The sequence below is a fragment of the Streptomyces ambofaciens ATCC 23877 genome (assembly GCF_001267885.1).
Lineage (GTDB): Bacteria > Actinomycetota > Actinomycetes > Streptomycetales > Streptomycetaceae > Streptomyces > Streptomyces ambofaciens.
Genome location: NZ_CP012382.1, coordinates 5,749,314 through 5,762,027 on the forward strand (window position 1 = coordinate 5,749,314; position 12,714 = coordinate 5,762,027).

8 protein-coding genes are annotated in these 12,714 nt (G+C 71.3%); 7 read left to right on the top strand and 1 reads right to left on the bottom strand.

The features are described from left to right. Positions 1-221 precede the first annotated feature (221 nt). From SAM23877_RS25695 to SAM23877_RS25720, 6 genes are read left to right on the top strand one after another with little or no spacing between them, the layout of a single operon-like run. Positions 222-1,907 (top strand): extracellular solute-binding protein, encoded by a 1,686-nt coding sequence (locus SAM23877_RS25695; RefSeq protein ID WP_053137862.1) that lies wholly within the window; start codon positions 222-224, stop codon positions 1,905-1,907. A gap of 29 nt (positions 1,908-1,936) precedes the next feature. Next, the gene (locus SAM23877_RS25700) at positions 1,937-2,974 is read left to right on the top strand and encodes an ABC transporter permease (RefSeq protein ID WP_053137865.1); all 1,038 of its coding nucleotides are present in this window, start codon (positions 1,937-1,939) and stop codon (positions 2,972-2,974) included. Further along, complete coding sequence (locus tag SAM23877_RS25705) at positions 2,971-3,918, top strand: carbohydrate ABC transporter permease (protein WP_053137868.1); 948 nt, start codon at positions 2,971-2,973, stop codon at positions 3,916-3,918. The genes SAM23877_RS25700 and SAM23877_RS25705 overlap by 4 nt, the downstream gene beginning before the upstream one ends. Positions 3,919-3,960: 42 nt before the next feature. Beyond that, positions 3,961-5,937 (top strand): beta-galactosidase, encoded by a 1,977-nt coding sequence (locus SAM23877_RS25710; RefSeq protein ID WP_053137870.1) that lies wholly within the window; start codon positions 3,961-3,963, stop codon positions 5,935-5,937. Beyond that, a complete protein-coding gene (locus SAM23877_RS25715; RefSeq protein ID WP_053137873.1) occupies positions 5,934-8,165 on the top strand; it encodes a glycosyl hydrolase family 95 catalytic domain-containing protein in 2,232 nt (743 codons plus the stop codon). The genes SAM23877_RS25710 and SAM23877_RS25715 overlap by 4 nt, the downstream gene beginning before the upstream one ends. Positions 8,166-8,200: 35 nt before the next feature. Next, positions 8,201-8,917 (top strand): glycoside hydrolase family 12 protein, encoded by a 717-nt coding sequence (locus tag SAM23877_RS25720; protein WP_053137876.1) that lies wholly within the window; start codon positions 8,201-8,203, stop codon positions 8,915-8,917. A 115-nt stretch (positions 8,918-9,032) separates the two neighbouring features. Here SAM23877_RS25720 and SAM23877_RS25725 read toward each other — a convergent pair whose 3' ends face one another. Continuing rightward, complete coding sequence (locus SAM23877_RS25725; protein WP_053137878.1) at positions 9,033-10,046, bottom strand: LacI family DNA-binding transcriptional regulator; 1,014 nt, start codon at positions 10,044-10,046, stop codon at positions 9,033-9,035. Between the two features lie 322 nt (positions 10,047-10,368). On the opposite strand from SAM23877_RS25725, the gene SAM23877_RS25730 reads away from it, so the two are divergent. Continuing rightward, positions 10,369-12,315 carry an acyl-CoA dehydrogenase family protein gene (locus SAM23877_RS25730; protein WP_053137881.1) on the top strand — a complete coding sequence of 649 codons (1,947 nt, stop codon included), beginning with the start codon at positions 10,369-10,371 and terminating at the stop codon, positions 12,313-12,315. Positions 12,316-12,714: the final 399 nt, after the last annotated feature.

Below are 12,714 nucleotides of genomic sequence, written 5' to 3' on the forward strand. Positions count from 1 at the left end.
GAATTCCGGCATCGACTCTTGTGCACCCTCAGGCGTTCACTTAACCTCGCTGCAACATCGAAGCGCTTCGACGCCGGGGCTCGCATTCCCGCACGTGCCGTGAGGTGCGACGGAGACCGGGCACACCTCCGACGACCGCTTCAGCTCAGCCAGTTCCACTCGAGACACCGCAGCCGACGGCCACCGCCGGGTGTCCTGGTGCGCCACGAAGGGTTGACGCAATGACGCCGAACGCCGCCTCCGGCCCCAGCCGGAGAAAGTTCCTCGCCTCCACGGCGGTCGCCACCGCAGCGGTGGCCGGAGGCATGCCGCTGCTCTCCGCCTGCGGCGGGTCCGACGGCGGCTCGCGCGACGGCACCACGTCCGCCAAGGACGCGAAGAAGCTGCTGCCGGCGTACGTGGCCAGCAACGTGGTCGCTCCCGACATCCCGAGCAAGAACGGTTCCGCGGTCGGTTTCACCAGCAAGCTGGACCTCGCGGACCTGAAGACCTCGGTGCCCGAGAAGCTCGGCAAGGGCGGCCGGGTCACCGTCATGTCGCCGTTCTGGGGGTCCCCGCCGAAGGACGGCAACGCCTACTACAAGGCGATGAACGACCTCATCGGCGTCGACGTGACCTGGCAGAACCAGGACGGCAACACCTACGACCAGAAACTCGGCGCGGTGCTCGCCTCCAGCGAGGTGCCCGACGTGGTGGTCGTGCCCGGCTGGAACATGACCGGCAAGATACCCAGCGCCATCATCGGCAAGTTCGCCGACCTCGGCCCGTACCTCTCCGGTGACGCGGTCAAGGACTTCCCCAACCTCGCGGCGATCCCCACCGACGCCTGGCAGCGGTGCATCTTCGGCGGCAAGCTGCGCGGCCTGCCGATGCCATCCTCGTACGTGCCCAACAACGTGCCCCTCTACCGCCAGGACATCTTCGAGAAGGAGGGGTACGAAGTCCCCACCTCCGCCGACGAGTTCCTGGCGCTGGCCAAGGAGGCCACCAACGCCAGGGCCAGGCGCTGGGCCTGCCTGGACATGAAGTGGACCGCCTTCTACTCCTTCGGTGTGCTCTCCGGAGAGGAGAAGTCGCTCGGCTGGAACGAGGTCGACGGCAAGCTGGTCTACCGCATCGAGACCGACGAGTACCTCGAGGCGCTGGAGTGGACCCGCAAGCTGTTCGCCGCCGGCGTCGTCCACCCGGACGCCGAACTGGGCAAGAGCAGCGCCCAGGACCCCGGGCCCAAGTTCGCCGCCGGCGAGTTCCTCGTCTACAACCAGGACATCTCGCAGTGGTGGAGCCGTACCGCCGAACAGGCCGCGCAGAACCCCGAGTTCAAGATCTGGGGCATGGACATCTTCGGCCACGACGGCGGCGCTCCGACGCTGTGGGCCAAGAACCCGGCGAGCATCTTCGCCTTCGTCAACAAGAAGGCGTCGGAGTCGGTGATCCGTGACGTGCTGGCCGTCGCCAACGTCACCGCGGCGCCGTACGGCACCAAGGAGTACATGGCGACCAACTACGGCGTGGAGGGCACCCACTACACGGTCAAGGACGGCGTCCCCACCAAGACCGACCAGGGCAACATCGACGTGATGAACGCCTACGTGATGATCGCGAGCCCCGCCGCGACCATGGCCCACCCCGACTACCCCGAGGTCGGCAAGGGCCAGGTCGAGTGGCAGCAGCGGATGGGCGCCTTCACCAGGAAGTCCGCGTTCTACGGCATGCAGATCACCGAGCCCGCCCGCTACACCAACCTCTCCAACGACTTCGAGCAGCTCGAGGACGACTTCGTCCGCGGCCGCAAGAAGATGAGCGACGTCCAGCAGGCCGTCTCCGAGTGGCGCAGCAAGGGCGGCGACAAGCTCCGCGACTGGTACCAGAAGCTGCTCGACGAGAACGGCTCGGCGGCGAGCTGACCGGCGCGGACGAGGCGAGGAGAACGGCCGTGTCGCACAGCACGGTGCCTCGGAGCAGGGCCGAGGCCGATACGACGGAGAAGACCCCGGTGGCGTCCGACGGCGCCACCGGCCCCCGGAGGAAGGGACCGCCGTCCGGGAAGCTGAAGCTCGGGCTCAGACTCAGACGCGACCGCGTGCTGCTGCTGATGACGCTGCCCGCCGTGCTGCTGGTCCTGCTCTTCAACTACCTGCCGATCCTGGGCAATGTGGTCGCCTTCCAGGAGTACGACCCCTACCTCAGCGACAACGGGATCGTCTCCATCCTGAACAGCCCCTGGGTCGGCCTGGAGAACTTCCAGCGGATCTTCGAGGACTCGGCCTTCTGGAACGCGGTCCAGAACACACTGGTCCTCTTCGTCCTCCAGCTCGTCCTCTACTTCCCGGTCCCGATCCTGCTCGCGCTGCTCATCAACAGCGTCGTCAGGCCCCGGGTGCGGGCCGTGTCGCAGGCGATCCTGTACCTGCCGCACTTCTTCTCCTGGGTGCTGGTCGTCGCCGTCTTCCAGCAGCTCTTCGGCGGCGCCGGCATCCTCTCCCAGCTGCTGCGGGAGAACGGGTACGACGGTCTGAACATCATGACCAACCCGGACACCTTCGCCTTCCTGATCACCGCGCAGAGCGTGTGGAAGGACGCCGGCTGGGGGATCATCGTCTTCCTCGCCGCGCTCGCCTCGGTCAACCCCGACCTGTACGAGGCCGCCGCGATGGACGGCGCGGGCCGCTGGCGCCGCATGTGGCACGTCACCCTGCCCGCGCTGCGCCCGGTGATAGCCCTGCTGCTGGTGCTGCGCGTCGGTGACGCCCTCACCGTCGGCTTCGAACAGATCCTGCTGCAACGGGACTACGTCGGACCCGGCGCGGCCGAGGTCCTCGACACCTTCGTGTGGTGGAACGGCGTGCGCAACCAGGACTTCGGCTACGCGGCCGCCGCCGGCCTCGTCAAGGGCGTCATCAGCCTGGGACTGGTCCTCGCCGCGAACAAGGTGGCCCATCTGATGGGCGAGCAGGGGGTGTACAAGAAGTGACCACCGTCATCGACAAGGACGTCCGGCAGCCTTCGCGGAAGCCGAGCCGCTGGGCGGCCCCGCCCCGGCCGGTGTGGGAGGAGAAGCCCAGCACGGCCGGCGTCGCCGGCAAGGGTCTGGTGCTGGGCCTGGCCTGTCTGGCCATCGTCTTCCCGCTGTGGATCGTCATCGTCACCAGCCTGTCCTCGCGCAGGACCATCGACGAGGCCGGCGGCCTGGTGATGATCCCCAAGGACATCACCTTCGTCGCCTACCAGGAACTGCTCAGCGGCGGCCAGGTCACCCGCGCCGCGCTCGTCAGCGTCGGCATCACCCTCGTCGGCACCCTCTTCTCGATGACGGTGTCCGTGCTGTGCGCCTACGGCCTGTCCCGCACCGGCTCACTGGGCCACCGCTGGATCCTGATGCTCCTGCTGGCCACCATGTTCTTCAGCGCCGGCCTCATCCCCACCTACCTGCTGGTGCAGTCGCTGGGGCTGACGGACAGCTATCTCGCGCTGATCCTGCCGAGCGCGATCAGCGTCTTCAACATCCTGGTCCTGCGCGGCTTCTTCATGGGCATCTCCCAGGAGCTGATCGACAGCGCCCGCATCGACGGCGCCGGGGACTTCCGCATCCTCCGGCAGATCGTCATGCCGCTGTCCCGCGCCGTCCTCGCCGTGATCACGCTGTTCTACGCCGTCGGCTACTGGAGCGCCTGGTTCAACGCCTCCCTGTACCTGAACGACCAGGACATGATGCCGCTGCAGAACGTCATGATCCAGCTCGTGCAGAAGCAGGAGGCGCCGGTCGGCCTCGGCCAGGCGATCAAGACCGGGGAACTGTCGGGCCTCGCCGTGCAGATGGCCGTGATGGTCATGGCGCTGCTGCCGGTGGCCGTGCTGTCGCCCTTCGTCCAGCGCCACTTCAAGAAGGGGATGCTCACGGGGGCCGTCAAGGGCTGACACCTCCCGACCACCCTCCCCCGCAAGCAGAGAGCCCAGCCGATGCCGAACCTGTCGGACACCACCCGCCACCGCATCCTCTACGGCGGCGACTACAACCCCGAGCAGTGGCCCGAGGAGACCTGGCACGAGGACGTCCGCCTGATGAAGGACGCCGGCGTCAACTCCGTCACCCTCGGCGTCTTCTCCTGGTCGAAGCTCGAACCGCGCCCCGGCGTCCACGACTTCGGCTGGCTGGACCGCCTGATGGACCTGCTGCACGCCCACGGCGTCGGGGTCGTCCTCGCCACCCCCACCTCCTCGCCCCCGCCCTGGCTGGGCCACCTCCACCCGGACACCCTGCCCCGCGACGAGGAGGGCCGCACGGAGTGGTGGGGCGGCCGACAGCACTTCTCCCACTCCAGCACCACCTACCGTCGCCACGCGGCGGCCATCACCGAGGCCCTCGCCGCCCGCTACGCCGGCCACCCCGCGCTCACCATGTGGCACATCAACAACGAGTACTGCACCTACGACCAGGGGGACGAGGCCGCCGCCCGCTTCCGCCGCTGGCTGCGGGACCGGTACGGCACCCTCGACGCCCTCAACTCCGCCTGGGGCACCGCCTTCTGGAGCCAGGGCTACGGCGACTGGGAGGAGATCGCCCCGCCCCGCCGCGCCCACTACCTGAAGAACCCCACCCAGGTTCTCGACTTCCGGCGCTTCACCTCGGACATGCTCCTGGAGTGCTACGTCGCCGAACGCGACATCGTCCGCCGCCACACCCCGCACCTGCCGGTGACCACCAACTTCATGCCGCTGTGGTTCGGCCAGGACGCCTGGCGCTGGGCCCGGGAGGAGGACGTGGTCTCCGTCGACCTCTACCCCGACCCGCGTGACCCGCTCGGCGCGCAGCACGGCGCCCTCGTCCAGGACATGACCCGCTCCCAGGCGCGGGGCCCCTGGATGCTCATGGAGCAGGCCGCCGGCCCCGTCAACTGGCGCGGCGTGAACCACCCCAAGCCGCGCGGCCTCAACCGCCTGTGGTCCCTTCAGGCCGTGGCCCGCGGCGCCGACGCCGTCTGCTACTTCCAGTGGCGCCAGTCCCGGCAGGGCGCGGAGAAGTTCCACTCCGGGATGCTCGGCCACGCGGGCCCGCAGGGACGCACGTACCAGGAGGTCAGGCAGCTCGGCGCCGACCTCGCCCGGCTCGGCCCGCACACCGCGGACACCCGCGTCACCGCCGGCATCGCCGTCCTGCACGACTGGCACGCCTGGTGGGCCGGCGCCCAGGACGCCCGGCCCTCCACCCGCTTCGACTACCCCGATGTCCTCCACGCGTGGCACCGGGCCCTGTGGGAGGCCCACCTCACCACCGACTTCGCCCACCCGGAGCACGACCTGACCCCGTACGCAGTGGTCGTCGTGCCCCAGCTGTACGCCCTCACCGACGCGGCGGTCGACAACCTCCTCGGCTACGTCCGCGGCGGCGGCACCCTGGTCTGCGGCTTCCTGACCGGCGTCGCCGACGAGGACGACCGGATCAGACCCGGCGGCATGGACGCCCGGCTGCGCGCCCTCTTCGGCATCCGCACCCTGCACGAGTGGTGGCCCCTGGAGACGGACGAGACGGCGTCCTGCGACGGCTTCCGCGGCACCCTGTGGTCCGAGGAGATCGAACCCGACGGCACCGCCGCGGAGACCGTCCCCTACAAGGGCGGCGAACTGGACGGACTGCCGGCCGTCCTGCGCAAGGGCAGGGCCTGGTACCTGTCGACGATCCCGGAGCCGCGGGCGCTGCGCGACCTGCTCACCCGTGCCGCCGCCGAGGCCGGCGTCCACCCCGTGCTCGACGGACTCCCCGCGGCGGTGGAGGCCGTACGCCGCGGTGACCTGCTCTTCCTCCTCCACCACGGCCGCGAGCCGGTCACCGTGGACGTCCCGGGCACCCACCGCGACCTGCTGACCGACACGACCGTCACCGACCGCCTCACCCTCGGCCGGTACGGCGTCGCGGTCCTCACGGAGCCCGTCTCATGACCGGCACCCGCCCGGCCGACGGGCCCGTGCACGGCACCTGGGAGCCGGAGCCCGCCTCCCGGTGGGAGGACGCCTTCCTCAGCGGCAACGGCCATCACGGCGCCCTCGTGTACGGCGATCCGAACGCCGACCGGGTCGTCGTCACCCACCACACCCTCGTCCGCCCGGACGGCGACGACGAGTACCGCCGCCCGCCCCTGCTCGCCGCCGCACTGCCCGCCCTCCAGGACCGCCTGCTGGCCGGGGAGACCGCCGCCGCCGAGGACTTCACCGACGGCCGCCCCCTGCGATGGGTGCGCCCCTTCCATCCCGCCTTCCGGCTGCGCCTGAACAGGCCGCCCGGCGACGCCCGCGCCGCCTACCGCCGCTGTGTCGACTTCACCACCGGCGAGACCACGGCCACCCACTCCACCTGGACCAGCCGCGTCTTCGTCTCCCGCGCCGACGACGTGATCGTCCAGCGCGTCACCGCCCCGCACCTCACCCTCGACCTCTCCCTCGACCCCCGCCTCCCCGGAGCCCCCGCCGGGCTCGCCGTCGGCCAGGGCGCCGTCCTCACCCCCGAGGGCGCCCTGCTCAGCCTGCGTGTCCGCTACCCCGGCAGCGACCTGGCCTACACCGGCGTCACCCTGGTCGCCGTCACCGGCGGCGCCACGAGACTGGTCCCGCCGGGCGTCCTCGTCGAGGACGCCACGGAGGTCCTGCTCCTCACCCGGGTGCGCCGCCACACCGGCGAGCTGGACGTGGTCGCCGAGGGCCGCGCCCTGCGCGACCTGCCGGACGCGGCGTCCTACGACGGGCTCCTCGGCCGCCACCTCGCCCTGCACCGCACCGCCTACGACCGCGTCACCCTCGACCTCGGCGCCGACCCCGCCGAACGTGCCCTGCCGGGCTCGGCCCTCCTGGAGCGCCCCGGCGGCGCGGCCCTCCTGGAACGCCTCTTCGCCGCCGGCCGCTACCACCTGCTCTCCGCCAGCGGCCTGTTCCCGCCCCGGCTGACCGGCCTGTGGACCGGCGACTGGAACACCGCCTGGTCCGGGGCGTTCACCACCAACGCCAACCTGAACCTCCAGACCGCCTCCGCGGCGGCCGCCGCCCTGCCCGAGGTCACCGAGGCCCACGCGGCCCTGGTCCACCACCAGCTCCCGGACTGGCGCGACAACGCCCGCGCGATCTTCGGCACCCGGGGCGTCGTGGCGCCCTCGCACACCGACGGCGAGTCCGGGCACACGTACCACTTCAGCCGCGAGTACCCGCTCCACCTGTGGACGGCGGGCGCCGACTGGCTGCTCAAGCCCCTCGTCGACCACGACGAGACCCGCGGCGCCCGCGACCCCCGCACCGCCGCCGCCCTGGCCGAGGCCGCCCTCTTCTACGAGGACTTCCTCACCCGGACCGACGGAGACGGACAGGTGGTGGTCGTCCCCTCCTACTCGCCCGAGAACCGCCCCGCCAACGCCTCGTGGGGCAGCGTCGACGCGGCGATGGACCTCTCCGCCGCCCGGCACGCCCTGCTGACCGCCGCCGACCACCACCCCGAGCACGCCGATCGCTGGCGGGCCCTGGCCGACCGCCTCCCACCCCACCGGATCAACTCCGACGGCGCCCTCGCCGAATGGGCACGGCCCGGCCTGGAGGACTCCTACGACCACCGCCACCTGAGCCACCTCTACGGCGTCTGGCCGCTCGACGAGATCAACCCGTACGACACCCCCCGCCTCGCCGAGGCCGCCCGCCGGGCCCTCGAACTGCGCGGCACCGAGAACGACTCCGCCCACGGACACCTCCACCACGCCCTGGTCGCGGCCCGCCTCCGGGACGCCGGACGGGTCGCCCACGCCCTCGGCCGCGTGCTCGACGGCGACTACTTCCACCCGTCCCTGATGAGCGCGCACTACCCCCACCGCGACGTCTACAACGCGGACGCCGCGCACACGCTCCCGGCCGTGCTCATCGAGATGCTCGTGCAGTCCACGCCGGGCCGGCTGGTCCTGCTGCCCGCCCTCCCCGCGTCCTGTCCGCGCGGTGAACTGCGGGGCGTGCGCACCCGCTTCGGGGCGGAACTGGACCTCACCTGGACGCCCGACGGGACGGCGAGAGCCCTCCTGCGCCCCGGCCGCACCGTCCGCGTCGAACTCCGGACCTCCTCCGGCGCCGAACCGCTCGACCTGGTCGCCGGAGAGGACCGCGCCGTCAGCGTCACGAGCACGAGTGCCGCGGCGCGGTGACCCCCGCACCTCCCCCCACCCTTGGAAGGAACCCCATGACACCACGCACCCGCACCCCGCGCGCCCTGGCCGCTCTGCTCGCCCCCGCCCTCGCGCTCGGCGCCACCGTCGGCCTCGCCGCGGCCCCCGCCCAGGCCGCGGTCTGGAACTCCTGCGACCAGTGGGGCAACACGAACCTGAACGGCTACACCCTCTACAACAACATCTGGGGCTCCGGCGCCGGCAGCCAGTGCGTCTGGGCCAACTCCGGCACCAACTGGGGCGTCTGGGCCGACCACCCCGGCACCGGCGGCATCAAGTCCTACCCGAACTCCAAGAAGGTGATCAACAAGCCGATCACCTCCATCGGCTCGCTCAGCAGCAGCTACGACGTCACGGTTCCCTCGTCCGGCGCCTACAACACGTCCTACGACATCTGGGACACGGACTACGACTACGAGATCATGCTCTGGGTCAACCACAACGGCGCCGTGGGCCCGCTCGGCACCCCGCAGGGGACGGCCACCCTCGGCGGCCACACCTGGAACGTCTACAAGGGGAACAACGGAGCCAACGAGGTCTTCTCGTTCCTGCGCACCTCGGACTCGAACTCCGGCACGGTGAACATCCTCCCCGTCCTGAAGTGGATCAAGGACACCAAGGGCTGGATGGGCAACGAGACCATCGGTGACGTGCAGTTCGGCTACGAGATCACCTCGTCCCCCGGTGGCCTGGACTTCCGCACCAACCACCTGACGGTCAGCGGCGGCTGACCCACGCGCGCGGCGAGGGGCCGGTCCCGCCGGGGGCCGGCCCCTCGTGCCGACGAGCGTCCCGGTGCCTGTCCCGGCCCGTGCCCGCGAGGACCGGTGACAGGGGAAACAGGGCCTACGGCCGCACGGGCGCCGGGCCGGAGCTGGCCCGGACGGTCAGCTCCGGCGCGAGCAGCACGACCTCGTCGCTCCCGCGCCCGCCGAGTTTGGCCACCAGCTGCTCCACCGCATGCCGGCCCATGTCCTGCGCGGGTACGGCGACCGACGTGAGCCGCACCGAGGCCTGGGTGGCGACCTGCTCCGGGCAGACCGCCACCACCGACACGTCCTCGGGCACCGCACGGCCCTGCTGGCGCAGCAGGGCGAGCAGCGGCTCGACCGCCGCCTCGTTCTGGACGACGAACCCCGTGGTGCCGGGACGCTCGTCGAAGATCCGGGCGAGGGTGGCGGCCATCGCGTCGTACCCGCCCTCGCACGGGCGGTGCAGCAGCCGCAGCCCCAGCTCCCGGGCGCGCGTGCGCAGCCCGTCGAGGGTGCGCTCGGCGAAGCCGGTGTGCCGTTCGTAGACCGCGGGAGCCTCGCCGATGACGGCGATGTCGTGGTGCCCCAGCTTCGCCAGGTGCTCCACGCAGAGCGCGCCGGTCGCCCGGAAGTCCAAGTCGACGCAGGTGAGCCCCTTGGTGTCGGCGGGCAGCCCTATCAGGACGGACGGCTGGTCGGTGCCGCGCAGCAGGGGGAGTCGCTCGTCGTCGAGTTCGACGTCCATCAGGATCATCGCGTCGGCGAGTCCGCTGCCGGTGACACGACGCACCGCGTCGGGGCCCTCCTCGCCGGTGAGCAGCAGGATGTCGTACCCGTGGGTGCGCGCGCTGGTGGCGACCGCGATGGCGATCTCCATCATCACGGGCACGTACATGTCCGTGCGCAGGGGGATCATCAACGCGATGATGTTCGACCTGCTGCTGGCCAGGGCGCGGGCGCCGGCGTTCGGGTGGTAGCCGAGCTTGCGGATGCTCTCCTCGACCCGCTGCCGGGTGGTGGTGGAGATGGACCGCTTGCCGCTGAGGACATAGCTCACCGTGCTCGCGGAGACTCCGGCGTGCTGGGCGACCTCGGCGAGGGTGACCATCCAGCTCTCCAAGCTATGTGAAGCGCTTCGACAGCGCGCGAGAGGTGCAGGGGCGAGTGAGGGTGGTCAGACAGTAGCCCTAGGTGAGGGTCGGTGTCCAGAGAAGTGTCGAAGCGCTTCGACAGCTCTCTCCTCCTTGGCTCTCGCCGCGGGGCATCGGCCGAACGGCCGCACGAAGGGTGGTGGGACCGTCCGCTATCGGGTAAATACGATCGGGTAGCACCGACTTAGTAACGTACGTCCACACGTTCGCGCGGCACGAATCCGGCGATCTTCGTGGGCGTGCCTCCCCCTGATGCCGATTCGCGGCGAGGTGAGCCTCATGTCCGCCCCCACCACCCCCTCCTCCCGACCCACCGTCACCGAACGTGAGGCCCGACAGGTCGCCGAGGCGGCCCGGGAACAGGACTGGCGCAAGCCCAGCTTCGCCAAGGAGCTGTTCCTCGGCCGCTTCCGCCTCGACCTGCTCCACCCCCACCCCCTCCCCGCCGACGAGGACGTCCAGCGCGGCGAGGAGTTCCTCGCCAAACTGCGCGACTTCTGCGAGACGAAGATCGACGGGTCCGTGATCGAGCGCGACGCGCGCATCCCGGACGAGGTGATCACCGGGCTCAAGGAGCTCGGCGCCCTCGGCATGAAGATCGACACCAAGTACGGCGGCCTCGGCCTCACCCAGGTCTACTACAACAAGGCCCTCGCCCTGGTCGGATCCGCGAATCCGGCGATCGGCGCGCTGCTCTCCGCCCACCAGTCGATCGGCGTGCCGCAGCCGCTGAAGATGTTCGGCACCCAGGAGCAGAAGGACGCGTTCCTGCCGCGCTGCGCACGCACCGACATCTCGGCGTTCCTGCTGACCGAGCCGGACGTCGGCTCGGACCCGGCCCGTCTGGCGACCACCGCCGTGCCCGACGGGGACGACTACGTCCTCGACGGGGTGAAGCTGTGGACGACCAACGGCGTCGTCGCCGACCTGCTCGTCGTCATGGCCCGCGTCCCGAAGTCCGAGGGCCACAAGGGCGGCATCACCGCCTTCGTCGTGGAGGCCGCGTCCGAGGGCGTCACGGTCGAGAACCGCAACGCGTTCATGGGCCTGCGCGGACTGGAGAACGGCGTCACCCGCTTCCACCGGGTGCGTGTCCCGGCCGCGCACCGCATCGGTCCCGAGGGCGCCGGGCTGAAGATCGCCCTGACCACCCTCAACACCGGTCGCCTCTCGCTGCCCGCCATGTGCGTGGGCGCCGGCAAGTGGTGCCTGAAGATCGCCCGCGAGTGGTCGGCGGTGCGCGAGCAGTGGGGCAAGCCCGTCGCGCTGCACGAGGCGGTCGGCTCGAAGATCGCCTTCATCGCGGCGACGACCTTCGCCCTGGAGGCGGTGCTGGACCTTTCCTCCCAGATGGCCGACGAGGACCGCAACGACATCCGCATCGAGGCCGCCCTCGCCAAGCTCTACGGCTCCGAGATGGCCTGCCTGATGGCCGACCACCTGGTCCAGATCCGCGGGGGCCGCGGTTTCGAGACGGCCGCCTCCCTCGAAGCCCGCGGCGAGCGCGCGGTGCCGGCCGAGCAGATCCTGCGCGACCTGCGCATCAACCGGATCTTCGAGGGCTCCACCGAGATCATGCACCTGCTGATCGCGCGCGAGGCCGTCGACGCCCACCTCTCGGTCGCGGGCGACCTGATCGACCCCGAGAAGACCCTCTCGGACAAGGCCAGGGCGGGTGCGCAGGCGGGCGTCTTCTACGCCAAGTGGCTGCCGAAGCTCGTCGCCGGACCCGGCCAACTCCCGCGCGCGTACGCCGACTTCCATCCGTCCGGCCATCCCGACCTGTCCGGGCACCTGCGCTACGTCGAACGCACCGCCCGCAAGCTCGCCCGCTCCACCTTCTACGCCATGTCCCGCTGGCAGGGCCGGATGGAGACCAAGCAGGGCTTCCTCGGCCGGATCGTCGACATCGGCGCGGAGCTGTTCGCGATGAGCGCCGCCTGCGTCCGCGCCGAGCACCTGCGCACCCGGGGCGAGCACGGCCGCGAGTCCTACCAGCTCGCCGACGCCTTCTGCCGCCAGGCCCGCATCCGCGTCGAGGAACTCTTCGGCCGCCTGTGGACCAACACCGACGACCTCGACCGCAAGGTCGTCAAGGGTGTGCTGGGCGGCACCTACGAGTGGCTGGAGCAGGGGATCGTCGACCCGTCCGGCGACGGCCCGTGGATCGCCGACGCGTCACCGGGCGCGTCACAGCGGGCGAACGTGCACCGCCCCGTCAGGTGACGTCCGCCGACGGCGCGGACCCACCCGGACCCGCGGGCGTACGACAACCGCCGGTCCGGGCGTACGACACCGCCCGTCCCCGTCCGCGCGCACCCCGGGCGGACGACGGCACGGCGGCCGGGGAGCCCTCCCGCGGCCGAGGGCTCCCGCCCGGGGGAGCCCCCGGCCGGGGGCTCCCCCGACCGGGTGGGGGCACGACCCCAGCCGGGCGGGAGCACGACCCCGACCGGATGGGGGTGCGGGCGTGAGCCGATGGGCGCGCCGGTGCACAGCCGGGTGCGAGCCGACGGGAGTACCGGTGCGCCCCGGTGGGCGCGTCGGTGCGCCCGGGCGGGTGACGTCTCCGCGGCCCGCCCGCCGGGCATCCGTGACACCCGTGCGAGGGACGCGCTGTCCTCC